The 24933-nt window shown below is 69.3% G+C and carries 19 protein-coding genes and 1 pseudogene; 11 read left to right on the top strand and 9 right to left on the bottom strand.

Annotated features, from left to right (window positions below; translation table 11 throughout):
* Positions 1–113: 113 nt before the first annotated feature.
* Entirely contained in the window at positions 114–1070 is a 957-nt protein-coding gene (locus AA75_RS49140) for a hypothetical protein (protein WP_158515468.1), read from the top strand.
* Positions 1057–4170 carry a peptidase domain-containing ABC transporter gene (locus tag AA75_RS08830; RefSeq protein WP_033819275.1) on the top strand — a complete coding sequence of 1038 codons (3114 nt, stop codon included), beginning with the start codon at positions 1057–1059 and terminating at the stop codon, positions 4168–4170. The genes AA75_RS49140 and AA75_RS08830 overlap by 14 nt, the downstream gene beginning before the upstream one ends.
* Before the next feature lie 68 nt (positions 4171–4238).
* Here the strand turns inward: AA75_RS08830 and AA75_RS08825 are convergent, their stop codons facing one another.
* From AA75_RS08825 to AA75_RS08810, 4 genes are all read right to left on the bottom strand, one after another.
* On the bottom strand, positions 4239–4868 hold the full coding sequence (locus tag AA75_RS08825; protein ID WP_149038029.1) for a hypothetical protein: 630 nt from the start codon (positions 4866–4868) through the stop codon (positions 4239–4241).
* 175 nt (positions 4869–5043) lie between these two features.
* Positions 5044–6090: an ABC transporter permease gene (locus AA75_RS08820; protein WP_051812026.1), complete on the bottom strand. Its 1047-nt coding sequence runs from the start codon at positions 6088–6090 to the stop codon at positions 5044–5046.
* Complete coding sequence (locus tag AA75_RS08815) at positions 6090–7661, bottom strand: ATP-binding cassette domain-containing protein (protein WP_033819273.1); 1572 nt, start codon at positions 7659–7661, stop codon at positions 6090–6092. The genes AA75_RS08820 and AA75_RS08815 overlap by 1 nt, the downstream gene beginning before the upstream one ends.
* A complete protein-coding gene (locus AA75_RS08810) occupies positions 7661–8686 on the bottom strand; it encodes a substrate-binding domain-containing protein (RefSeq protein WP_149038028.1) in 1026 nt (341 codons plus the stop codon). The genes AA75_RS08815 and AA75_RS08810 overlap by 1 nt, the downstream gene beginning before the upstream one ends.
* Positions 8687–9099: 413 nt before the next feature.
* Between AA75_RS08810 and AA75_RS45335 the strand changes: the two genes are divergently transcribed.
* Positions 9100–9498 (top strand): Hpt domain-containing protein, encoded by a 399-nt coding sequence (locus AA75_RS45335; protein WP_051812024.1) that lies wholly within the window; start codon positions 9100–9102, stop codon positions 9496–9498.
* Between the two features lie 152 nt (positions 9499–9650).
* Here AA75_RS45335 and AA75_RS45330 read toward each other — a convergent pair whose 3' ends face one another.
* Positions 9651–11543 carry a lamin tail domain-containing protein gene (locus AA75_RS45330; protein ID WP_082526357.1) on the bottom strand — a complete coding sequence of 631 codons (1893 nt, stop codon included), beginning with the start codon at positions 11541–11543 and terminating at the stop codon, positions 9651–9653.
* Between the two features lie 347 nt (positions 11544–11890).
* Here AA75_RS45330 and AA75_RS08795 point away from each other — a divergent pair, with 347 nt between their 5' ends.
* On the top strand, positions 11891–12118 hold the full coding sequence (locus AA75_RS08795; RefSeq protein ID WP_033819271.1) for a DUF6296 family protein: 228 nt from the start codon (positions 11891–11893) through the stop codon (positions 12116–12118).
* A gap of 136 nt (positions 12119–12254) precedes the next feature.
* Here the strand turns inward: AA75_RS08795 and AA75_RS08790 are convergent, their stop codons facing one another.
* On the bottom strand, positions 12255–12665 hold the full coding sequence (locus AA75_RS08790) for a hypothetical protein (protein ID WP_033819270.1): 411 nt from the start codon (positions 12663–12665) through the stop codon (positions 12255–12257).
* Between the two features lie 399 nt (positions 12666–13064).
* Between AA75_RS08790 and AA75_RS08785 the strand changes: the two genes are divergently transcribed.
* Positions 13065–15134 (top strand): ATP-binding protein, encoded by a 2070-nt coding sequence (locus AA75_RS08785; protein WP_149038026.1) that lies wholly within the window; start codon positions 13065–13067, stop codon positions 15132–15134.
* Positions 15135–15153: 19 nt separating this feature from the next.
* Here AA75_RS08785 and AA75_RS08780 read toward each other — a convergent pair whose 3' ends face one another.
* Entirely contained in the window at positions 15154–15663 is a 510-nt protein-coding gene (locus AA75_RS08780; RefSeq protein ID WP_033819269.1) for an SRPBCC family protein, read from the bottom strand.
* A gap of 103 nt (positions 15664–15766) precedes the next feature.
* Positions 15767–16255, bottom strand: a complete 489-nt coding sequence (locus AA75_RS08775) for a carboxymuconolactone decarboxylase family protein (protein ID WP_033819268.1) — start codon at positions 16253–16255, stop codon at positions 15767–15769.
* A 402-nt stretch (positions 16256–16657) separates the two neighbouring features.
* Here AA75_RS08775 and AA75_RS08770 point away from each other — a divergent pair, with 402 nt between their 5' ends.
* The 6 genes from AA75_RS08770 to htpG all read left to right on the top strand — a co-directional run bounded on the left by AA75_RS08770 (position 16658) and on the right by htpG (position 24516).
* Positions 16658–18859: a hypothetical protein gene (locus AA75_RS08770; protein ID WP_149038025.1), complete on the top strand. Its 2202-nt coding sequence runs from the start codon at positions 16658–16660 to the stop codon at positions 18857–18859.
* Between the two features lie 248 nt (positions 18860–19107).
* Complete coding sequence (locus tag AA75_RS08765; RefSeq protein ID WP_206743434.1) at positions 19108–19878, top strand: ABC transporter ATP-binding protein; 771 nt, start codon at positions 19108–19110, stop codon at positions 19876–19878.
* Positions 19871–20593, top strand: a complete 723-nt coding sequence (locus AA75_RS08760; protein ID WP_051812022.1) for an ABC transporter ATP-binding protein — start codon at positions 19871–19873, stop codon at positions 20591–20593. The genes AA75_RS08765 and AA75_RS08760 overlap by 8 nt, the downstream gene beginning before the upstream one ends.
* Entirely contained in the window at positions 20593–21471 is an 879-nt protein-coding gene (locus tag AA75_RS08755) for a branched-chain amino acid ABC transporter permease (protein WP_033819264.1), read from the top strand. The genes AA75_RS08760 and AA75_RS08755 overlap by 1 nt, the downstream gene beginning before the upstream one ends.
* Positions 21468–22544, top strand: coding sequence for a branched-chain amino acid ABC transporter permease (locus AA75_RS08750; protein ID WP_199520289.1), 1077 nt, complete (start codon positions 21468–21470; stop codon positions 22542–22544). The genes AA75_RS08755 and AA75_RS08750 overlap by 4 nt, the downstream gene beginning before the upstream one ends.
* Before the next feature lie 55 nt (positions 22545–22599).
* Positions 22600–24516 carry a molecular chaperone HtpG gene (gene htpG, locus AA75_RS08745; RefSeq protein ID WP_033819263.1) on the top strand — a complete coding sequence of 639 codons (1917 nt, stop codon included), beginning with the start codon at positions 22600–22602 and terminating at the stop codon, positions 24514–24516.
* A 211-nt stretch (positions 24517–24727) separates the two neighbouring features.
* Here htpG and AA75_RS51400 read toward each other — a convergent pair.
* Positions 24728–24933 (bottom strand): annotated as a pseudogene (locus tag AA75_RS51400) (hypothetical protein); the annotation flags it as partial.

Below are 24933 nucleotides of genomic sequence, written 5' to 3'. Positions count from 1 at the left end.
TGGTTCGTTCGACGGCTCGACCGTGCCCTCCCCGAAGTCCGGAGGGCATGGTGCCGTTGGGGGGCATGCGTGTCTGGGGGGATGGAACGGGTCCGTGGCTGAGAGGGGCGCACGTGGGACCTGAAGTACTCCGCCACAGGGCATTCACGATCATCGACGGCCGGACGTTCACCTGGGCCGACCTCGTCGCGGCCGCGCAGGTCTGGGGCGAGTGGGGCGAGGCGGAAGGAGCGGCGGGTGCGGCGTTGCGGGCGGTCGGGCACGCTCGTGCGGTCGGTGTGAGCCTCGGGGAGGCGAGGTTCGACGAAGGAGCACGCCGGTTCCGCTACGAGCGCCGGCTGCTCTCCGCCGACGAGCTCCACGGCTGGCTCGCGCTTCGCGGGCTGGACGTGCCGAGCTGGCTCGACTACATCCGCGGCACGGTGCTGTCCGACGAGCGGGCGGCCAGGGAGACGGACGCCGGTCCCGATGAGATCCGGCGGGCGACCTGGACCCATGCCGTGTGCTCCGGCGCGCTCGAGCGGGTGGGACGGCGGCTGGCCGCGTACCTGGCGGTGGCGGACGTAGTCGGCCTTCCTGCGGTGCAGGCCCCGCTGCGCGGGGATGTACTGGCCCCGCTCGAGCTCGCGTACGCGCGGTTCTCGTCCCGCATCGACGACACCGAGGCCCGGCGTGAGCTCGAACGGCGCCAGGTGGAGTGGACCCGGGTGCACGTGCGGCAGCTGACGTGCAAGGGCGAGCACGTCGCCCGGGAGGCGGCTCTGTGCGTGAGGATGGACGGACGGCCCCTCGAAGACGTGGCGATCGAAGCGGGAGCCTCGATCGAGCGTCGGCGGGTCGAGCTCCGGCACGTCGATGAGCCACTGCGCTCGAAGCTGCTCGGCGCGCGTGTGGGGCAGCTGCTCGGGCCGCTTCCGTACGGGCCGGATCACCTGCTCGTCGAGGTGCTCGAGAAGCATCCGCCCTCGTTCGACGACCCGGAGCTGGCGCAGCGCGCTCGCGAGTGCGCTCTGGAGCGCGCCCGGCTGGGCGAGGTCGCCGAGCGGGTGGTCTTCGATGAGCTCCCCTAGCGAGGCGCGTGCCGCACGCGGGCCGCTGGGTGGGATCCCGCTGCTCGCGAACCTGGCACCGGAGGTGCGCGAACTCGTGGCGGACAGCTTCGAGCCGGTCAGGTTCGGGTTCGGAGCCGTGATCGTGCGCGAGGGTGACCCGGCCGACGGCTACTGGGTGCTCGCCGAGGGGACCGCCCGCGCGGTCAAGCGGGGCGAGCACGGTGAAGAGGTGCCGTTGAACACCCTCGGGCCGGGTGATTCGTTCGGCGAGGTCTCACTGCTGGAGAACACCACGCGCTCCTCGACGATCAGGGCGAGCAGCGAGGTCAGCGCTCTGCGGCTCGACAGTTCGGTGTTCGCCGCGCTGGTGCGTGCCCATCCGTCGGTGCGGACCGGGCTCGAACAGCAGGTTCGCGAGCACCGCGTGCGCGACCTGCTGCGCGTCCACCACGTGTTCGCCGACCTCTCCGTCACCGCGCTCGGCCGCCTGATAGCGAGGCTCCGTCCGCTGAGGTTCTCCGCGGGTGAGGCCGTCGTCAGGCAGGGTGACCCGCCCGGCGGGATGTACGTCGTCCTCGACGGCGTGCTGCGCGTGCGGATGGAGCAGTCCGGCGAGGAGCGCGAGGCGGGCCTGCTGCGGACGGGGGACGTCTTCGGAGAGGTCTCGCTGTTCGATTCGGTCCCCCGTACCGCGACCGTGGAGGCGACCGGCGACGTCGAGCTGCTCGAACTCGAACCCGCCGTGTTCGGCGAGTTGCTCGTGGAGTTGCCCGAGTTCCGGGAGCGGGTCGCCGAGCAGGTCGCCGGCCGTCACTATCGCGACCGGGCGAGGGTGCCGCCCGACTTCTCGGAGGAGTTGCTGCCGGCCGGGACGACGGAACAGCGGCAGCGGGCCGAGGGCTCCGGGCCGGATGTCGAGGTGGACGAGCAGCATGACCTGGAGGACCGGTTCACCCGGCCCGAGCGGCGGATCAGGCGCTTCCCGCATGTCTGGCAGATCGACGAGGCCGACTGCGGGGCCGCCTGTCTCGCCATGGTCTGCCGGTACTTCGGGCGCAAGGTGCGCCTCGGCGCCGTGCGCGACGCGGTCCGGACCGGGCCCGACGGCACCAGCCTGAACGGCCTCGCGCACGGCGCCGAGGCCCTGGGGCTGACGAGCGCCACCCTGAAGGCCTCCAAGACCCGCCTGGATCAGCTGCCGCTGCCGGCGGTCGTCCACTACCGGGGCAACCACTGGGTCGTGCTGTACGACAGCAACGCCAAGTACGCCCGGATCGCCGACCCCGCGGTCGGTCTCCGCCGGGTCCGGATGGAGGAGTTCCTCGAGAACTGGTCGGGGTTCGCCGCACTGTTCGCGCCCGGCGAGGGGTTCCGGGAGCAGCCGGAGGCGCAACCGAGCGCGCGCTGGTTCCTGCAGTTGTTCGGGCCGCACCGGGGGACCCTGCTGCGGGCGCTGGGCCTGTCGTTCGTCGGTGCCGCGACGCGGTTGTTCATCCCCGTCCTGTCGGCGGTGGTCGTCGACCGTGTGCTCGCCGACCGGGACTACGGGTTGCTGAACATGATCGTCCTCGGGATGCTCGCGGCGATCGTGGTCGCGACCGCCGCCACGGTCGTCCAGCGCTACATCCTGAGTCGGATGACCGTCCGGATCGACACGGCCGCGCTCGACTTCCTGACCGGGCGGCTGCTGGCGCTGCCGATGAGCTACTTCAATTCGCGCCGGATCGGGGACATCGGGAGGCGTCTGGACGGCGTGCGGCAGGTGCGGCAGCTGATCGTCCAAACCGGCGTGGAGGCCCTGACCGCGGCGACCCAGGTCATCGCGGCCCTGGCGCTGATGTTCGTGTTCAACCCTGTGCTGGCGCTCGTCTACGCCGCCGGTGTGCCCGTGTACGCCGGTCTGATGCGGTACTCCACCCGCCGTATCAAGCCCCTGTTCGACAGCCTCGAGGAGTCGTACGGCCGCTACCAGTCACGCCAGATCGACGCGATCAGGGGCATCGAGACCGTCAAGGCGATGGGCGCCGAACAGGCGCTGCGGGGGCTGATGCTCACGCAGTTCAAGGAGTTGGCGCGCCGGCTGTTCAGGGCCGATTTCACGATGATGCTCTACGAGGGCTCGGTCCAGCTCGTGTCGTTCGTCTCGCTGGCGCTGTTCCTGTGGATCGGCGCACTCGAGGTGCTCAACGGCGGCCTCACCATCGGCGGCCTGGTGTCCTTCAACTCGCTCGTGCTGCTCGCCAACGGGCCGATCGTGTTCCTGGTGGCGCTGTGGGACCAGCTGCAGTACTCGGGCATCCTGCTCGGTCGTCTGACCGACATCACCGAACACGAGCCCGAACAGGGCGAGGACCACAGCCGCCTGCGGGCGGTGCCGGTGCTGGACGGGCGGATCAGGTTCCACGACGTCGGCTTCAGCTACGGCGGGCCGGGGGGTCCGCCGATCCTGGAGCACGTCGATCTCGACGTCAGGCCCGGTCAGACCGTCGCGATCGTCGGTCGCAGCGGTTCCGGCAAGACGACCCTGATCAAGTGCCTCGCCGGTCTCCTCGAACCGACGAGCGGCACGATCACCTACGACGAGACCGACCTGTACGAGCTGGACCACCGCGACCTACGGCGCCACATCGGCTTCGTACTCCAGGAGAACCACCTGTTCGAGGACACGATCGCCCGGAACATCGCCTTCGGCCAGGACGAGCCGGACATGGATCGGGTCGCCTGGGCGGCACGCATCGCGGCCGCCCACGACTTCATCCAACGGCTGCCGCTCGGCTACGAGACGAAGATCGGGGAGAGCGGTCTGCTGCTCTCCGGCGGTCAGCGCCAGCGCATCGCGATCGCTCGCGCGGTCTACCCGCGCCCACCGGTGTTGATCTTCGATGAGGCGACCAGCTCGCTCGACAGCGAGTCCGAGCACGCCGTCCAGGACAACATGGCCAGGCTGTTCGAGGGCCGCGCCTCGATCGTCATCGCCCACCGGCTCTCGACGGTACGCAATGCCGATCGGATCGTCGTGCTCGAACAGGGCCGCGTGGTCGAGCAGGGCACCCATGACGAACTGATGGCCAATCAGGGGCTCTACTACTACCTCCTGAGCCAGCAACTGGGGCTGTAGCGGCACCCGGGCCGGCTCACGGTCTTCACGACGGCAGGTGACGGCGGCGGGCACCGGCCCGGGACGAGTCAGTGCTTCGGGTTCTTCTCCTCCCAGTCCCTCAGCGCGAGGTAGACGGCCTCAACCCTGGCGGAGATTCGTTCGATCTCCGCCTTCTGGCCGGTCAGCTTGTTCCAGATATCCCTTGCCCGGGACTCGGCGAAAGTGCCGCCATTAGGAGCCTTGGCAGCCATTGAATATATCGACGAAGCATTGTTGACAGCCGGGTCGATGAGGCTCGACGCCATCGCCAGAAACCCCCAGAACGATCCGGCCCCTCCGCTGGATGCACCACTGAGGATGAACTCCAGCCAGACGGTTCGAACATTCATAGACCTGCCGATGTTCTTCAGGTTCTCATATTCGAGGGTAGCCTCTTCGAGCATTCCCAGCGCGGTCTCGACCCTGTCGACGACCTCATCGATGGACTCGTACATGTACCCCAGAACACTGGCCGCTTCGAGGACCTCGGGCGACCCTTGGCGCGTGATTCTGTCATTACCGCTCTCGGGCATGCCGAACGCCGACCACAGGTCTTCCTCGATGTTCTCCCGGACAGATGTCACCGAGTTCAGCTTGTCGCGAGCCAGCTGGAGCGACCGCCTCTCGGTGACCAGGTCATCCATTATCTTATACATGCCAACGTAGTCAATTTCCACCGACGCCACCTGCACGCTTTCCCTTGGGGTCAAATTCTCGGATAATCCACGTTCGACACCGACTATCGCTCCCGCGTGACCCGGGATCATCGTCGGCGCGTATCCTATCGAGCAGTTCCATTGCCTCGATGGGCTGCCCGCTCGGGCACATTCCCGGCCGTGATGTGCGCCGGAATCAGGCCGTCAGCGACCGGGCCGGGCCGCCGCCGGTGCGGTTGAGCAGAGTGGTGAACACGGCGGCGACCATGAGGCCCGCTCCGTAGAAGGCCTCCTGGACCCAGCCGGTGTAGCCGAGAAGCTGCAGCCCGATGATTCCGGTCGCCATGAAGTAGACGCCCAGGAGCGTACCCATGGGATTGAACCTGCCGGGATCGACCACGGCGGTACCCAGGAACGCGGCCGCGAACGCCGGCAGCAGGTACGCGGGGCTGCCACTGGGGTCGAAGCCGCCCACCGTGCCGACCAGGACGACACCGGACAGGCCGGCGATCACGCTGCCGAGCGTGTAGCCCGTGGCGCGCAGCGCCCCCACGTTGACGCCGGCCAGCCGGGCCACCTCCCGGTTCGATCTGACGAACACGATGCTGCGTCCCAGCGGGGTCCAGGTCAGCACATAGGTCATGGCCGCGCACAGGACGAGGCAGTAGAAGAACGACAGCGGCAGTCCCGCGATCTTCGTCGTCACGAGGTGGGACAGCCGCTTGTCCTGGAGGGACACCGCACCGGACGGTGACAGGGCTTCGGCGAGCCCGAGGTAGAGGCTTCCGCTGCCGAGTGTGACGATCAACGACGGGACGCCGAGGCGGACGACGAGGAGGGCGTTGAGCACACCGCACAGTCCGCTCGCCGCGATGGCGACCGCGCAGGCCGTCCAGACGTCGGTCCGCTCGGCCACCACCGGGACGAGCGTCGCGGCGAGGCCCATCACGGAGGCGGAGGACAGGTCGAACTCGCCGACCAGCAGCGGGCACAGGACCGCGACGGAGAGGAACAGCAGCGACGACTGCGTGCCCACGATGGTCTGCAGGGTCGAGAGGGCGAGGAACCGGTCGGGGATAAGACAGCCGTAAACGATGATCATGAGAGCCCAGATGGCCAGCAGGCCGTAGCGTGCCGCGAGACCGCCCATCTTGATCGACAGCCCGTTCGCGGCCGGACCCCGGTCCGGTCCGGACCGGGCGGCGCCGTCGACGCGGTCCGCGGCGCGGGGGCTGCGCGCCATCAGGTGGTCTCCTGTGCCGTGGATCCGGTGGAGTGCAGCCGTTCCAGGGCGGCCTCGACGTCACCGGGCGCGTCGAGCTGGGTCAGCCCGCCGTCATCGGGACGGTGGACCAGCACCCGGTCGCAGAGCCTCGCCAGGATCTCGGGCTCGCCGCTGACGACCAGTACGGAGGTCCCGGCGTCGGCCACCTTGCGCAGGGCCCGCAGGATGTCGCTGCGCGCCCCCACGTCGACGCCCTGGCTCGGCTCGTGGAGGATCAGCAGCTCGGGCGTCGTGGCGAACCACTTTGCGAGCAGCACCTTCTGCTGGTTGCCGCCGCTGAGCATGCCGACCGTGAAGCGGTCGGGGTTCGCCGGGCGGATGTCGAGCCCCTGCAGGGCCTGCGTACTGAGGTCGCTCTGCCGCTTGAGGCTGAAGAATCCCGGGCGGCCGCGGCCGTGCAGTGAGGGAAGGCAGATGTTGTCGCGGACGTCGATGTCATAGGCCAGTCCTTCGAGGTCGCGGCGCTCCGGGACGAGGACCACGCCCGCTCGCAGGCAGGCCCGCACGTTCGCCCGGGTCAGGTCCAGTCGCCGGTCCCCGACGGTCAGTTCGCCGCTGCGCGCCCTGATCGCCCCTGCCAGCAGACGCGGGATGTCCTCGAACCCGCTTCCGGGCACCCCGCCGACCCCGACGATCTCTCCCCGGCCCACCGTCAGTGCGACCCCGTGGATCCGGCCGCCGTCGAGCGCAGCCACCCGGACCTGTGCGGCCCCGGGTGTGCCGGGCGCCACGGTCCGCTCCGGCGGATCGGTGGCCAGGACGTCGCGCCGCCCCAGCATCAAGTGCGCGAGCTCGGCTTCCGTCAGACCGGCCGTCGGCCGGCCGGTCGCGACGAGCCGGCCGTCGCGCAGCACGCTGATACGGTCCGCCGTGCGCAGCAGTTCGGGCAGGCTGTGGCTCACCAGCAGCACCGAGCCGCCTTCCTCGGAGATCCTGTGGAGGAAGGCGTGGATGTGCTCCCGGTCGGGTCCGGTGAAGGCCCGGGTGGACTCGTCCAGGACCAGCAGGCCGCTGCCGGGGCGGTGGTCGCGGACCGCTCGTGCCGTCGCGACCGCGGCCTGGTGTGCGGCGGGCAGCGAAGCGACCCGCCGGCACGGGTCGGCGCGGACGCCGAGGCGGGCCAGGGCCTGCTCGGCAAGACGGTCGCGGGCAGCGCGGTCGATGCTTCTGGTCCAGCGCCGGACCGGGAAGCCTCCGACACAGATGTTGTCGGCGACGCTCAGTTCGTCCAGCAGTCCGAGGTCCTGGTGCACGACGCCGAGGCCGGCCGCGTGGGCCTGGCCGGGACGGACCGGGAGGCGGAGTGGGTGGCCGTCGAGCTTGATGCAGGCGCCGGGGTCCGGCGCGTGGACGCCGGCGAGGATCTTCACCAGTGTCGACTTGCCGGACCCGTTGTGTCCGGCGAGCCCGTGGATCTCACCGGGTGCGATGTCGAGGTGGACGTCCTGCAGGACCCGCACCGAGGCGAAGGTCTTGGACAGGCCGCGCACTTCGAGTCTCGGGGCGGGGGCGCCGGGAGCAGCGGCCATCAGGACAGTCCCCAGGCCCGGTGGAAGGTGTCCTGGTAGGCGTCCGTGCCGTACCAGACGTTGGTCGCGTACGCCTGGTCGGTCAGTGTCAGCGTGTTGATGTTGTCCTTGGTGAAGACCCGTGGCGGGGTCGATACCGCTGCCACCGGCTTTCCGGCCAGCATCCGCAGGACTCCGTCGGCGTAGGACCAGCCGATGTGGACGGGGCTCAGGCCCACGTCGATCGGCTGGTCCCCGGCCTTCACCCGCTGGAGTGCGTCGAGGTTGCCGCTGACCGAGACCAGTTGGACCTTGTCCGAGAAGCCCGCGGCCTGGATGCCCTGGATGGTGGCGTTGGCGCCCGAGTCGAGTTCGACCACCACGTGGTCGGTGTCCGGGTACTGCAGGAGCGCGGCGCTGACCCGTGAGGGCAGTTTGGCGATCTCGGCGGTGGCGTAGTCGACCGAGTTGACGGTGCAGCCCGCGCATTGCCGGGCGAGGTAGTCCTTGGCGTCCTTGGCGATGTTCCGGGTCAGCGAGGAGTTGGTGATCCCGATGTAGAGGATCTTGGCCTTGCCGGCGCTGCCGGAGACGACCGATTCCAGCGCGAGGTGTTCCGCGTGCACGAAGGACGGCGTCGCGTCGTAGAAGGCCAGCTGCGGGGATGACGTGCGTCCTCCGCTCGGGGCTTCGCCTGCGACCAGCACCTTGATGTTGTTGGACACCAGGCCGTCGAAGGCCGTCGGTACGAGTGAGTAGTCGATGAAGCCCGTGACCACGGCGTCGGCGTGCTGGGCGACGGCCTGGGACATGCACGCGGATATCGTGTCGGGCAGCAGTCGTCCGTCGCAGACGTGCATCTCGACGCCGGCGGTGGCGAGCGCCGAATCCATCGCGGAGCCGACGGCGTTCGCGATCGGGATGCTGGATCCGATGGGGATGTACCAGACGGATTTGCCTTTCAGGGCCGCGACTCCGCCGTCCAGCGGCGGGACGGCCGGGTACTCCGTGATGGATTTGGCGTTGCGGGCCAGGTCTGCGGTCATCTCGGCGGCCGACAGGCTCGTGCCGGCCGAGCCGGATCCTCCCGCCTGGCCGGAACCCCCGCTCTGGCATCCGCCGACGGCGAGGAGGGCGCAGAGAACGCCGGCCGGGAGAAGCATCTTGCCGTGTCTGCCATTGGTCCGAAGGAGCCGCCGCATCGTCACTCTCCACGCCTCTTGTGCTTCCCCCGCGTTATCAAGGGGTGATGAGTACTGTGACGCACATCACCCCGCGAGTTCGGCGCGATCGTGCACCCGGGGGGGCAGTGTCTGGGGGGACCACGAACTACCCGACCGGTGAATGCGGACCCGGGGCCCGCACCTCAGACTTGGGGGCAGCAGAACGGCGCGGTGGCGCGCCGAGCCACCGGAACCCGAGGTCGGCCCGGGCCCGCCGACGACCTCGTGGAGAATCCATGGCCACCCCGCAACCCGTCATCGCCCCCGAAGCGATCAGAATGCTCGCCGACGCACTCGACACCGAGTCCGCCATCGACCTGGTGGACGCCTTCCTGGGCGAGCTCACCACTCTCGTCGAAGAGATCCAGCAGGGTGTCCGGCATGCGGATGCGGACTCCGCGCGCCGGGCCGCCCACACCCTGAAATCCAACTGCCGCACCTTCGGGCTGGAGCAACTGGCCTCGCTGTGCGCGGAGCTGGAGATGCTCGCCACGTCCGGGGATGTGGCCCAGCCACGTGTGGGTGCGCTGGCCCGGCAGATCCTGGCGTACCGTCCGACCGCCAGGTCCGCTCTCGAGGAGCAGCGAGCCGCCCTGGCCGCAGAGCTCGGCCCGCCTGCCCGTGGAGGCGCTTGACGCAGGCTGGTCGTCTGCCGGACCTCACGGCCTCCGCACCGGGTCGGCGTGTACGGCTGCGGCCCGGGCCGAGCACGACGAGGCTCCCGGCAGTCGGCGAGGTCGGTCGTGACCTCGGCTGCCGGGAGCCTCGTAGCCGTGCGGTGGCGGGCTCAGCAGGGGAAGGTGCCGCTGTAGAGGGCGTGCCCGTAGGAGGTGCTCCCGGGGCCGAAGCCGTAGATGCCGTCGTCGGACCAGACCGCCTCGCGGGAGCCGTCGGCACAGGTCGAGGTCGGCGCGAGCGCGAATCCCTCCAGGTTGTCGGCCGGCATGACGGCCGGGTTGGTGTAGGTGACGTCCGGGACGATCGCACCGGCGGCGTTGATCTTCATGAAGGTGTGCGTCTCGCCGCAGGTGTTGTCGCAGCTCGCGACGAGGCGCTGGGTGCCGGCGTCGAACATCACGTCCGTCACGGAGACCTTGCCGGTCGCGATCGCGCCGAAGGTGGTGAACGTGCCGTCGGAGTTCAGGCCGTACACGTGCAGGGTGCCGTCCCACTCCAGGCCTGCGAAGAACAGGCCCGATCCGTGCAGCGGGTAGGCGGCCGGGTCGTAGGCGGCGCCGGTGAGCGGGTCGGTCCAGTGGTTCGCGGTCAGCCAGCCGTCGGGCACGTAGCCGACGCCCTCGAAGCCCAGGTTGGCGTCGTCCTTGCTACCGGTGTCGAGCTGGGGGAACTGCGAGGTCATGTCCCACTGGCGGACCGGAGTGAGGGTCGATCCGGTGGCAGCCGGGTCGAACTCCATGACGGTGTCCTTGGGCGCCGTGTTGTCGGTGTTGTCCCGCTCGGAGGTCACGTAGATGTGGCCGTTGCCGCCGACCGTCAGTCCTTCGGCGTCGGGCTGGCCGGAGCCGCCCGCGAAGCGGATCTGCTTGCCGGTCGCACTCCAGGAGGGGTCCGGGATCCATGTGCTGCCGCTCTTGACCAGCTTGTAGAGCCAGTTCTTGTTCTTGGCGGCCCACAGCACCGACGGGGTCGCCGGGTCGAATGCCAGGCCACTCACGTCGCGTCCCTCGGGGCCGGTGGACGTGGTGAAGGCGCAGACGTCGTCGGCGATGGTGACGTCCAGGCCGCCCGGCCACGCCGCCGTGCCCGCCGGGGCGCTACCGGTACCGGTGGCGGCCTCGGGGGTGCAGCCGCCGGTGAGCGAGCCGCCGCCGCCCAGCAGGTGGCCGGTCTGCCCGCCACCGCCACCGCCGCTGCCCGAGCAGGAGTTCGCGCTGCCGGGCGTCGCGGTCACGGAGGTCCGGAACCAGCCGGTGCCGTCGGCACAGCGCTCGTCCGACGGCTTGGCACCGTCGGTCGTCCAGGTCACCGAGTCGACGGTGTTGCCGCTGCCGTCGAGGAGCAGGAGCGAGTCGTTGTCGCCCAGGCCGAGGGTGGAGTCGAACGTGAGGTAGCCGCCCGCGGGGATGCTGCCGGCGCTCGGTGAGGAGGAGGAGATCGAGACCGGGGAGTGGCCGGTGTCGCCGTCGACGTACTTCCACGACCCGATGCCGACCGCGCTCGTACCGCCGTTGTACAGCTCCACGGTGTCGGCGCCGTTCGAGGTGACCTCGTTGATCCGCACCCGGCTCGCCGCCGGTGGCGACGCCGGGCAGCCGGCGCTGTTCGGGGCGCCGAAGGTGGTCGCCGCGGTGGTGGTCACCCATGTCCCCGTGCCGTCGCCGCCGCAGCGCGCCATCGCCGGCTTCGCCTTGTCGGTGGCCCACTCGACGCGGTCGACCAGTGTGCCGCCGGCGGTGTAGATCACCAGCTTGTCCGCGTCGCCGAGGCCTTTGGGCGAGTTGAAGGTGACGAAGCCGCCGGCCGGGATCGTGGTGGCGGACGGGCTGAACGACTGGGGTGAGAAGCCGTCGTCGGACATCTTCCAGCCGCTGATGCTCACCGCGGTCGAGCCGGCGTTGTACAGCTCGACGGTGTCGTTGTTCGAGGAGGTGACCTCGTTGATCCGAACGTTCTGGTAGCCGGTGGGGTTTGCGGCGGCCGCGGGCTGTGCGGCGACCATCCCTGTGAGGACGAGCCCTGAGAACGTCAGAGCCCCGGCGCACACCGAGGCGACGCCGGTACGCGAGAGTGAGGTAGGCACGGAGCGCAACTCTGCTGGTGAGACCTTGAAACGGCGTGTACGGCGGCTGAATGCGACCTGCTGGCCACCGGAACGCCGGGCGTACGTCACCACCATGCAGCGCGTGGGCACCCTCGAAGTCGCCGCGGCACACCGGGTGGTGTCTGCACCTTCGGACCCGTCCGGCCGCCTCCGCCGTCACCCGGCCCGGTGGTTACCATGGAGCCACCGGGCGATCCGCAGCATGGATCCGGGCCGGGTCCGGCTCACGGAGGAGGCCGATCCACATGGCCGACGTCCAGCGCTTCGCAATCACCGTCCCCAGCGCCCCCGGAACCCATGCCGCCCCGGAAGTGATCACCGTCCACACCACCGGTGCCCTCGGCGACGGGGGCGGACTCATCTGCGCGGATGCCGCCGGGAGCCTGACGGTGGAGATCACCGGAGAGACAGCGCTGGTCCTGACGCCCTCCGGCGGTCAGCACCGGTGCCTGCATGCCGTACTCCTGCCCTGACCGGCCCGCGCGGTGGAGTCGCGGTGGCAGGCCCCGGTCTGACGCAGGATCGGTGCGCGATCGGCGGGACCGCGGCGGGTGGCGGCCCTGCCGATGCCCGTCCGCGTCGCCGGCCGGCGACGCGGACGGGCGTGTCTCAGCTGAACTCGCCGTCGGTCCGCAGCTGCAGCCGGACGTTGGTGTCGGCCGTGCCGTTGTTGGTGACGCAGGCCGTGTAGTAGCCGGGGCCGGGGAAGGTGCCGTAGCTGCTGCGCAGTTCGGCGGCCCAGGCGCTGACCAGACCGGTCGATCCGGTTCCGGGCACCGTGACACCGTTGTACTGGATCTTGAACTTGGCGCCCTGTCCAGTGGCCTGCCCGTCCCCGCGGACCTGGTACCCCGCGTACTGCTGCACGCAGCGCTGCTCACCGGGGTGGAGGGTGCCGCCGTAGAACTGGTTGGCGGAGGCGGTACCGGCGGTGGCCAGCAGGGCCAGCGAGCTGGCCGCCGCCACGGTGAGTGCGGTGGCGATGCGCGTGCTGCGCCGGCGGGCGTGGGTGAGTGCCATGAGATGTCCTCTCCGATGCTTCCGTGACCCTGGAACTCCGCGCGCGGCCTGTCGGCGCGAGATCGTCGGGCCTGTCCGGTGCCGGTCGGCCCGTGGGCCTTGCGACGTCCTGAAGGTATCGACGGGCTCCATCCACCTGACAGTCCATCATCTGCCCGGTTCCAGGCCGTTTCCCGCTCACGGCGCTCACCGGCCGACCACCCGGGACAAGATCGCGGAGCCGCCGCGCCGGCCCCGGCGGCCGCCGGCGGGTCCCCCGTGCAACGGCCGGAACCTCCGAGGCCCACGAGGGCGGGTGTGCGCCCGCGCGCCGGTTGACTCCCCTCCGCGCGCCCCCGGAGACTGGCTGCGGTCTTTGCCGGAGCTGCGGTCATGTGCCGGATGGGGCGGGGTGAGGTGTTGGCGGAACGGCTGGCCGACCGGCTGGTGAACGGGCGTGACCGGGGGTTCGTGGGCCGACGGACCGAGAACGCGGTCTTCGCGGAGCTGCTCGGGCGGCCGGCCGGAGCGGTCGTCCACATCCACGGACCGGGCGGGGTCGGCAAGAGCACGCTCCTGCACCACTTCGCCCGGCAGGGTGCCGCCGCCGGACGCACCACCGCGTGGCCGCTGCCCCGCGAACTCGGCGACGACGGGTACCTGGCCTCGCTGGCCGGGACACCGGCCCTCCTTCTTCTCCTGGACGCCGCCGACCCGGTCGTCGAGGATCCCGCGATCATCAGCGAGCACCTGCTGCCCGCTCTGCGGCCGGACGCCCTGGTGGTGCTCGCCAGCCGGGCCGAACCGCCCCTGGAATGGCGTACCGATCCGGCCTGGCACGGACTGCTGCACCCGGTGCGGCTGGGCCACTTCGACCGGACCGAGAGCGGCGAACTGCTGCGGCGGCACGGTGTACCCGACCGGAACCACGGCCCCGTGGTGGAGGCCACCGGCGGGCATCCCCTCGCGCTGGCGCTGGCCGCCGACCTGTGGCGGCAGACCGGCAGTGGCCTGCTCCGGCTGACGGACTCGCCCAGCGTGGTGCACGGGCTGCTGGCACGACTGCTGGAGACCGTGCCCTCCGCGGCGCACCGGGGCGCGCTGGAGGCCTGTGCCCAGGTTCTGGTGACCACCGAGCCGCTGCTCGCCGAGCTGCTCGACGTGCCCGACGCACGTGATCTGTTCGACTGGCTCCGCGGTCTGTCCGCCGTCCACTGCGGCTCGCGGGGCCTGTCCCCGCACGACCTCGTCCGCCGCGCCCTGGACGCCGAACTGCGCTGGCGCGACCCCGACCGACGAGCCGCGCTCAACAAGCGCGCGGCCGCCTACTACCAGCAGTTCTTCGACCGCGGGGACACCACCCGGCAGCGGTCGGTGCTCACCGACTTCGCCTTCCTCCACCGCGAGAACCAATCCGTCGCAGCGCTGCTGGCCCCGCTGCTCGACGGCACCGCCGCCCGCCGCAGCCTCCAGCCCCTGGGCTGGGAACGGCTGACCGTACTACCCGCCGCCGAGCGGGACCTGCCGGCGCTGTACGCGATGACCCGGCGCCACGAAGGCGTTCCCTCGGCCGACCTGCTCACCGCCTGGAGCACCGATCCGGCCGCCACCACCAGCGTGGTACGTGAACCGGGCGGTCCACCGGCCGGGTACAGCACCACCCTCACCCTCGGCCGCGAAGCCGGCCCGGCCGAACCCGCCGACCCGGCGGCCGCCGCCGCCAGGGCCTGGCTGCTCGACGGATCCGGCGGCGACCTGCGCGAGGGTGAGAAGGCCCTGCTGGTGCGGTACTGGATGAGTGCGGAGCACTACCAGGACGCATCCGAGGTCCAACTCCTGATCACGCTGCGGCTGACCCACGACTATCTCGTCCACCGGCCGCCCGCGCTGACCCTTCTCCCGTTCGCCGACCCGCAGCGGTGGGAGGAGGCCTGCGCCTACGTCGACTTCGCCCGGGCGCCCGCGGCCGACTTCACCGTGGGCGGCCGCCACTTCGGCGTGTTCGTCCACGACTGGCGGCGGACCCCGCCGCTCAGCTGGCTGAACCTGCTCAGCCCCCGCCAGTCCGCAGCCGACCCCTGGTCGGTGACCGCCCCACCGCCCCCGCAGGCCACCCGCCTGTTGTCCCACGAGGAATTCGCCGCCGGTATCCGGCAGGCTCTGCGGGGGCTGGGACGCGCCGACGGTCTCGCCCGCGCCGATCTGCTGCGCTCACGCCTGGTCGTCACCCGAACGGCAGGCGACGACGGAGGGAACACCGCCGCGACGCTGCGCCGTGTGATCCTGGGGGCAGCTGCGCAACTGGAGGCCTCCCCCTTGGACCGACGTGCCTACCGGGCGCTGCACCACACCTATCTCCAGCCCGCCGGGAGCCAGCAGCGCGCCGCCGACCTGCTCGGGCTGCCGATGAGCACCTACCGCCGCCATCTGGCGGCCGGGCTGGAGAGACTGACGGAACTCCTGTGGCGACAGGAGAGCGAGGTGGGCTGACCCCTCCGGCGGGAGGCTTTCAAGCGACGTCGGACCGCTCAAGGGCGGCCTTGAGGTTGTGCAGGGTGCTGCGGATGTTTCCCACCTGGAATTCCGCGAAGGTGGATCCCCGTGTGGCGATCCGGTCGTACACCTGGACGACGGCTCCGGGCCACCTGCGCCGCTCGTCGGTCCAGGTCTCGGTCACCCGGGTGCCCTCCGGGACCGCCTCGAAACGGTACTCCCAGCCGGCCATCCGAACGGGCAGGCGCGGCTTGCGGATACCGATCGCACACACCCGGAAGCCGAACAACCGGTCCTGCTCCGCCGCCGTGACGATGCAGCGCGTGGTCCAGCGGACGGGCCCACGCCTGTTCGTGCCGTCGAACACGGTGCCGACACCGATGCGTTCGGCATTCCCGTGGACGGTGGCCCCGGTGTTCTCGGGGCTCCATTCGCGCATCCGGGAAGGATCCGCGACATGGCGGTAGACCTCGTGCGGGCCGACCCGGATGACAACACTGTCGGACACCGTGAATCTACGAGGCATCAACTGGATCTCCTTGTCCCGGCCGCCGGGGCCACTGCCCGGACCCGGCCTGTCGTCGGCGGCCCCACGGCTCGGTGCCGGGCCGGTCGGAGGCCGCCCGGCCTCAGCGGGTGGCACCCGGCCGGACCGGGTGCCTGCTGAGGATGGAGACCCGGTTGAACGCGTTGATGGCGATGGCCACCCAGATCACCGCGGAGATCTCGTCCGCCGTGAACACCTGCCGGGCGGCGCCGTACGCGGCCTCCTGCGCCACCGCGTCGGCGGGGTGGGTGGTCGCCTCGGCCAGCGCGAGGGCCGCCCGCTCGCGGACCGTGAACACCTCCGTCTCGCGCCAGGCCGCCAGCACTCCGAGCCGCCGGGCGCTCTCGCCGGCCTTCAGGGCGGCTCCGGTGTGCACGTCCAGGCAGTAGGCGCAGCCGTTGAGCTGGGAGACCCTCAGATTGACGAGTTCGGTCAGCCGCCGGTCGATCCCGGCCTCGGCTGCGATCCTGCGGACGGTCTCGGCGGTGGCGAGCAGGGCTCGGAAGGCCTGCGGGGCCTGCTTGTCGATGTTGACACGTCTGCCGGACGGGGTTGTCGCCGCTTCGGTCACCTGAACTCCCTCGACTGTGTGCTGTGACGCGCCACGCCCCCATCATAGTGGTTTAAAGGAAAACTGTTTTATCACCTCCGGCCCCGGCGAAGGGCCGCCCCGGCACCGCCCCGTCCGAAGGCCGGCCGTCGACGGAACGAGGTCGGCGGTGCCCGATGGCGGCCCGAGTCTTCACCATTTCCTGTCCGATCGGGCGGTACCGGACGCCGTGCCACCGGCAGGATTCCAGTGCCACGGCTGCCCCTCCGCTGGAGCTGAAAAATGACTTGGACGGTTGACGACGAGCGCGGACTGACAACAGTCCTGACGAGTGCGGATGACCCTGCCGTCAAGCAGCCGGACTGGCCGGACTCCCCAGATGCCCGGAACTGGCTCTGGTGCGCTGCGAAGGAATCTCGGACAGTGCAGGACATGCAGCTGGGAAAAGATCTCGACGCTGCGCCCTGGACGGGAGTCGAGTGTCATCAATGGTGGCACGAAGTACTGGCTGCAACAACCCACTGGCGCACCTGGACCGACGACGACGAGGCCATTATCCGCGACTTTCTAGAATATGGGGGAAAGGCGAGCGAGGCATCCATTTCCGACCTTGCCGGATTCCTTGCAGGCAGACAGCGCGGAATGGGAATGTACCATTGGTTGCAGCTGGCGCAAATGCGATCGACGACCATCCACGGTCTCATGAACTCCGACAGCAGACTGAGCGGACTTCCGACCGATGAGATCTGGTGGAAAGCGGCCTGCTCGGCCTACCGGAGACCGAACGGCTCCGACTTCCACCGGTCGCCCGACCCGGATCCACCGTATTCACTTGAAGCTGACGCCATGACGGGCGGACGGATGGATGACGATTCCGGATCGGAAACCGAGTATTTGACGCTGGATGACGTAGAGCAGAGGATTTCCAAGCAGGAACCTGTCATCAACTGCTCCATAAGCACAGGCAACGGGTCACTTGCGAGATCATTCAGGGGCGATGAAATTCCATTTCTGATGAAAACACTGGCGGCCGTGCGCCGCCAGATGTGTTCGATGATCGTCGAAGCGGGCGTGAGCGAGGGAAAAGTCGCCTTCCGGCGTGAGGTCGAGAAGAGTTCCAGAAACAGCTACTTCACGGCGACCGTGAGCTGCTCCGTCCAGAACCCTGCCCGGTCGGAATTGACACTCTCATATCGAGCGGAAATCATTCTCGCTGACGAGGCGTTCAATAGCGAGAGCCGTCGGGTCATAGCAGAGCTGAAGCCCGGTGATTCACCGCTCATCGGGTGGCTATATGTCGGCCTGGGAATCGCATGCATCAAGGGATCGAGAATGTCCCCGTACCTCGGTATGCTCCAGTTGGCCGCAGGGACTTCTGGCGTCGCCCACGATTTTCAGATCCGCAGGATGAAGAAGAAGGGAAAATTGCCCGGAAAGTCCAGGTCGTGGCTCGAAGTTCCATACGGGTTCGGCCCGAAGAACCTCAGGCTCCTCGAAGGGCTTCTTACGTTGGATATCCGGCTGGCCCCTGAGCGCGACCAGGACAAGATCTTCGATGCGGATTACGCAAAAGAGCACAAAAATATCAAGGACATGCTCAAGGAGACCACGCGGGTGAACCGCAGAGTGCTCGCCATGGCGCCGAAGCCGACCACCATGGCGGTACGCCAGTTCCAGGGATTGGTCATCATAAATGAGGCCTTCCCGGACGATTCGACGGAGCCGCCGTGGGATGAACTCCGCACCATCCTCTCCGTAGCACCTCTCGGGAGGATCCGTATCAACAAGGAGAACATCGAGCTATGGGGCGACGGGATCAACGCCGCCGCGGTCGGCCAGGCACTTTCAGACGCGGGCACAAAAAAGCAGACCGTCCGGAGCGAAGCCCCCCTTCCGCCGATCTCCGACGGATATGCGGATCCCGAGAAAAAGAGTCCGGGAGGCACCCATCAGGACGTCGGGTCCAAGGATCCGGCGGGGTCGGCCACGGAGATTGCAATGGATCGGCAGCGGCGTTTCTCCGAAGCAGTGCTGGGAGATCTGAAGCAATTCAACGCCTTGTACAAAGAAGCCCTGCTCTCTGCTCGCAAGGGTATCGGGAGCAGCGAGGGAGGTAACCCCGGTCCGGCCACGCTCCTGGGCTCACTGGACAAGATCTACCAGTCTGTCGACGGGATCGGAAGCGACAGCATTCGAGCGGACATCACGGATCGACTGAACTTCATCAGGAACGCGCTGACGGCCGCCTCGGGCCATCTTCGATTTTGCGCGAGGATGACATCCAAGATTTCCAAGATCGGGCACCCCGCGCCCGGCGACGGGGGCTTTCCGCCCGACCTTCCGAGAGAAATTGAAAACCTGCTCGATCAATCCCTGAAAAGGCTGGCCAAGGCCGCAGGCGAACTCACCAGGGCCCAGAGTGAATGCGATGCCTCTACCGAGATAATCGGCGACTACAATGGGCCCCACAGTCCGTACAGATTCGCCCTGGAAACCTCACTCATGTTGATCGCGGGCCTGGGAACCGACCTCACGAACACCAGGCGCCATATCGAAATAGGCCAGGCGGGCCTTGCGCCTCTTCGCGGAAGGGTCGTAGCGGCCGCAGAGCTGGCACGGTCCTGAACTCGGTGCCTTCCTTCACCGCTCGATCCCGGTGAGCCCCGAGCCGTCGGCGGGAGCCGAGCCCCACCGATGCCAGGCGCCACCCGGATCCCGGCGAACGGCACGGAAGCACTCCGAGCCACCAAGTCACCACAAATACGCATTGAAGGTGCAATCCTTACTGCTACTGTCCCGCCGGCCCGATCGGCTTCGCAGGTGAGCGGATCGGAGCAGGCCATGTCATCGCGCAGGGGTTCGGGGGTACGGCCGTGGCCGATCCGCTCATGGAGATCTCCGGAGTGACCGTACGGTTCGGCGGTGTCGTCGCCCTCGACGGGGTGGACCTGTCCGTGCCCGCAGGCCGGGTGATGGGGGTGATCGGCCCGAACGGCGCAGGCAAGACCACCCTGTTCAACGTGGTCTGCGGCTTCGTCCGGCCGGAGGCGGGCACGGTCCGGTGGAAAGGGCGGGTACTGCGCAGCCACCGCCCGCACCAGGTGGCCGAACTCGGCATCGCCCGTACGCTCCAGGGTCTCGGCCTGTTCCCCGAGCTCACCGTTCTGGAGAACGTGCTCGTCGGCGCCACCACACAGGCCCGGACCGGTCTGCTCTCCGCTTTCCTCGCCCTGCCCCGGGCCGATCACGAGGAGCAGACGCAGCGGGAAAGGGCGATGGAACGCCTCGAGGCCTTCGGCATCGCCGAACTGGCCGACCGGCCCGTCCACGCCGTGGACCACGGCTCCCGGAAACGCACGGTACTGGCCCGCGCCCTGCTGAACCGGCCGGAACTACTGCTGCTCGACGAGCCGGCGGCCGGGCTCTCCGCTCGCGAGATCAGCGAACTCGCCGAAATTCTGCCCGAGTTGGCCATCTCGATCGTCCTGGTCGAGCACCACATGGACTTTGTCATGTCGGTCTGCCAGGACGTGGTGGTTCTCGACTTCGGCCGGGAGATCGCCCGGGGCACCCCGGACGAGATCCGCAGCAACCCCGCGGTGATCGCGGCCTACCTCGGTGGGGAGACCGGCCCGGATGCTTGAGATCGACGACCTGACGGTGGACTACGGGTCGGTCCGGGCCCTCGACCACGTCACCCTCCGGGCGCCGCTGGGCTCCATCACGACCGTCCTCGGTGCCAACGGAGCGGGCAAGACCACGTTACTGCGCGCCGTCAGCGGACTGGCGCGCCCCGCCTCCGGATCCATCTCCTTCGCGGGCCACCGGATCGACCGACGCCGGGTCGAGGACATCGCCGGCCTCGGCATCGCACACCTCCCGTCGGGTCAGGGCGTCATCGTCGAGCTGACCGTGGCCGAGAATCTCCGGCTCGGCTCACTGATCTCCCCGAAGCCACCGGCCGGACGCAAGGAAGACCTCGACCAGGTGTACGACATGTTCCCGGTTCTGTCGCAGCGCCGCCGTGACGTCGCCGCCTCGCTCTCCGGCGGTGAGCGCCAACTGCTCGCCATCGGAACGGCCCTGATGAGCCGTCCACGGCTCATCCTCCTCGACGAGCCGTCCCTCGGCCTGGCTCCCCGCGCGGTGGCCCACATCATGGCCGTCCTGCGCCGGATCCACGAGGACTCCGGACGCACCGTGCTGCTGGTCGAACAGAACGCCCGGAGCGCGCTGTCCATCGCGGACCGGGTCGTGGTGCTCAATCTAGGAAGGGTCGTCATCGACGAGGACGCCTCCGCCCTGGCCGCCGACCCCCGGTCGATGCAGCGGCTCCGCCACGCCTACCTGGGGTTCTGATGGTCAGGTTCCTCAACCTCACACTCGCCGGAATCACCGATGGAATGATCTTTGCGACCATCGCCCTGGCCCTGGTCATGATCTTCCGAGCCACCCGGGTCATCAACTTCGCCCAGGGCGCCATGATGATGCTCACGACCTTCGTGGGCTGGACGGTCCAGGACCGCACCGGGTCGTACTGGCTCGCACTGGGCTGCGCCCTGGCGGCGGGACTGGTCCTGGGAACCCTCGTCGAGCGGGTCTTCATCCGGCCGGTGGAGAACGGGCCCGAACTGAACGCCGCCGTCGTCGCCCTGGGGCTGATCGTCCTGATCAACGCACTGGCATCGATGATCTGGGGCAGCACACCCCGCGCCTACCCCGTGCCCTTCAGTCTCCGGGGCTACTCCGTCGGCGGCGTCCGGCTCCTGCTCTCACCCAACGACCTGTTCACGATCGGCATGGTGGCTTTCACGATGACCGCCCTGGTGCTGCTGTTCCGCCGTACCGCCCTGGGGCTGCGCATGCGGGCCGGCGCCTACTCCCCCGAGCTCGCCCGCCTGCTCGGCGTACGGGTCGGGGCGACCCTGACCATCGGCTGGGCGCTCGCCGGACTGATCGGCGCGCTGGCCGGCGTGCTGATCGCCCCCGTGGTCTTCCTGGGGCCGGATCAATTCGACACCGTGCTGGTCTACGGGTTCACCGCCGCCATCATCGGCGGGCTGGAGAGCCCGGTCGGCTCCGTCGTCGGCGGGCTGCTGCTGGGCTGCACCCTCAGCTACGTGTCCGGTTACGCGGGCTCCGAGGTCACCTCGCTCGGGGCATGCGCCGTACTGCTGGTGGCCCTGATGGCCCGCCCGTCGGGACTCTTCGGACCGGCGACCGGGAGGAGAGTGTGAAACGCCTCCGGGTCACGGCCGCACGCGCGCTGCGCCTCACGGTGGTCCGCCACGGCCTGGCCGCCCTCGCCGGCCTGGCGCTGGTCCTCGTGGTCAGCGCCGTCCTCCCGTCCTACCGCAACTTCCAACTGGCGGAGCTGTCCTACCTGGTGTGCGCGACCGCGGGACTCACCTTCCTGGCCGGGCCGGGCGGCCAGATCTCGGTCGGTCAGGGCGCCTTCATGGCGATCGGCGCCTACACCACCGCGCTGGTGATCAATCATCAGCACTGGAACCTGGCCGCAGCACTGCTGTCCGCACTGGTGGTGGCCGCCTGTGTGGGGCTGCTTCTCGGGCTCGCGACCGCCCGCCTGCGCGGTCTGTATCTCGCCACCTTGACCCTGGCCCTGGCGGTCGCGCTTCCCGCGCTGGTCAACGTCCGGGGCCTGAGCGGGATCCTGGAGGGCTCGAACGGGCTGTCGGTGCTCGCTTCGCCGCCACCGGCGGTGCTGGGGGCCGACTTCTCGACCCCCCGATGGCAGGCATGGGTCACGGGCTTCTGCGCCGTCGTCACGCTCTGGTTCCTGGCCAACCTGGGTCGCAGCAGATACGGCCGGTCGATGCGGGCCGCCCGCGACGACGAGGCGGCCGCGGCTCTCAGCGGGGTCAACGTCGCCCGGGTACGGCTGCTGGCCTTCGTCGTCGCCGCGGCGTGCGGCGGGCTCGGCGGCGGTCTGCTGGCATGGGTCACCTCGCTCGCATCACCGGGAGCCTTCAGCCTGAACCTGTCGTTCGGGCTGCTCGCCGCCGCCATCCTGGGCGGGCTCGGCAGTCTGGCAGGCGCGGTGTGGGGGTCGCTGCTGCTCGTCGTGGTCTCGTCCGTGACGTCGGACCTGTCGTCCGGCAGCCGTCTGCCGATCGACGTGGCCAACAACCTGCCGGGGGCCGTCTACGGCGTGGTCCTCATCGTCGTGATGATGACGTTCCCGGGCGGCCTCCACCAGGGTTACCGGTGGATCTCCTCGCGCATCCCCGCACTCGTCCGCCGGTCCCGTCCACCGGGTGACGGGGCCGGTCGGGGATCCGGCCGCTGACGGGCCTATCCTTCATCACGTCCCGACGTCCCGACCAGAAGAGGGAGACCCCAGGGTGGGCAGCAGTGTCGAAACGCTTGAATTCCAGGCCGAGACCCGGCAGTTGCTCAGGTTGGTGATTCACTCGATCTACTCGAACAAGGACATCTTCCTGCGCGAGCTGATCTCGAACGCCTCGGACGCGCTGGACAAGCTACGGCTGCAGTCGCTGACCGACTCCCAGCTCGGGGCCGACACCTCCGACCTGCACATCACGTTGGAGGCCGACCCGGACGCCCGCACGCTGACCGTCCGTGACAACGGGATCGGCATGAGCCGCGACGACCTCGTGGAGCTGATCGGCACGATCGCCAAGTCCGGCACCGCCGGGCTGCTGGAGAAGATCAAGGAGTCCCAGGACGCCGCGACCGCGGAGAGCCTGATCGGGCAGTTCGGCGTCGGCTTCTACTCCGCTTTCATGGTCGCGGACAAGGTCAGCGTGGACACCCGGCGGGCCGGAACCGACGCGGGCACCCGGTGGGAGTCCGACGGCGCGGGCACCTACACCGTCCAGGCTGTCGACGGTCTGCCGCAGGGCACCGCGGTCACCCTGCACCTCAAGCCCGCCGACACCGAGGACGGCCTGGCCGACTACCTGGCCGAGTGGAAGATCCGCCAGATCGTCAAGCAGTACTCGGACTTCATCCGCTGGCCCATCCGGATGAAGTCCGAGCGCACCGACGCCGACGGCGCCACCACCCACGGAGTCGACACGCTCAACTCCATGAAGGCGCTCTGGGCCAGGCCGCGCACCGAGGTGACCGAGGACGAGTACCACGAGTTCTACAAGCAGGTCAGCCACGACTGGCTCGACCCGGCCGAGACCATCCACATGCGCGCCGAAGGCACCTTCGAGTACGAGGCGCTGCTGTTCATCCCCTCCCAGGCACCGTTCGACCTGTTCTCCCGGGAGACCAAGCGCGGTGTGCAGCTGTACGTCAAGCGGGTGTTCATCATGGACGACTGCGAAGCGCTGATGCCGAACTACCTGCGCTTCGTCAAGGGAGTCGTGGACGCCCACGACCTGTCGCTGAACATCTCCCGCGAGATCCTGCAGCACGACCGTCAGATCCGCGGCGTACGCCGGCGCCTGGTCAAGAAGGTCCTCGGCGCGGTCAAGGACATGCAGGCCAAGGACACCGAGCGTTACACGAAGCTGTGGGACCAGTTCGGCCGGGCGTTGAAGGAAGGCCTGATCGAGGACCGCGACAACACCGAGGCGCTGCTGGACCTCGTCTCGGCGGCCTCGACCCACGACCCGGAGAAGACCACCACCCTGCGCGAGTACGTCGGGCGTATGAAGGACGGCCAGGACGCGATCTACTACCTGACCGGCGAGACCCGCCAGATGGTGGAGAACTCTCCGCACATGGAGGCCTTCGCCGCCAAGGGGTACGAGGTCCTGCTCCTCACCGATCCGGTCGACGAGGTCTGGGTCGAGCAGGTCCCGGCGTACGACGGCCACCGTCTGCAGTCCATCGCCAAGGGCCAGGTCGACCTTGACGGGAGCGATGACGGCGGCCAGGACGCCGACTCCGAGAAGGCCAGGCGCGAAGCGGACTTCGCGGCCCTGCTGCCGTGGCTGACCACCGCGCTGTCCGAGCAGGTCAAGGAGGTCCGCCTGTCCACGCGGCTGACCACCTCCGCGGCGTGCATCGTCGGCGACGCGCACGACATGACCCCGACACTGGAGAAGATGTACCGGGCGATGGGGCAGCAGATGCCCCCGGTCAAGCGGATCCTGGAGCTCAACCCGACGCACCCGCTGATCACCGCGCTGCGTTCGGCCCACGAGGCCGACGCCGACGACCCCGCGCTCGCCGAGATCGCCGAACTGGTCTACGGCGGCGCGCTGCTCGCCGAGGGCGGCGAGCTCCCCGATCCCGCCCGTTTCACCCGTCTCCTCACCGACCGCCTGACTCGTTCCCTGTGACGGCCGGGGTGCGGCCCGCGCGATCCGGACCACCCGGCGTGCCGCACCCCGACCCATCGGACCTGCCGCGCGTGACCAGGCCTGCCGCGACGAGGTCCCCGGCCGGTGCGCTCAGCCCGGTGAAAATCCGTCCTTACGTCCCCGGGAAGAAGGCGCTCGAGCCGGCAGCGTCGAAGGACGGCGGGGCGGGAGTCGGGCGGCGCGGGGCGGTTCAGGTGGAGCGGGAACCCGCCGGGGCACCGGCTCGCGAAGGGACCGGCACCGGTGCCGGCCGGGTCTCTGTCGCCTGTCCGGGGCTGTCGGCACCGCCGCCGCCCTGAACGGCGAACCGGTATCCGGCCTGGAAGCGGCTGGCGGCGTCGAGTTCTTCCATGATGTCCGCGATGTGGCGGCGGGTGGTACGCAGGGACATGCCCA

This window comes from Kitasatospora sp. MBT63, assembly GCF_000710465.2.
Taxonomy (GTDB): Bacteria; Actinomycetota; Actinomycetes; order Streptomycetales; family Streptomycetaceae; genus Kitasatospora.
The sequence above is the reverse complement of the archived record's forward strand: the minus strand, read 5'-3'. Positions and strand labels throughout refer to the sequence as shown.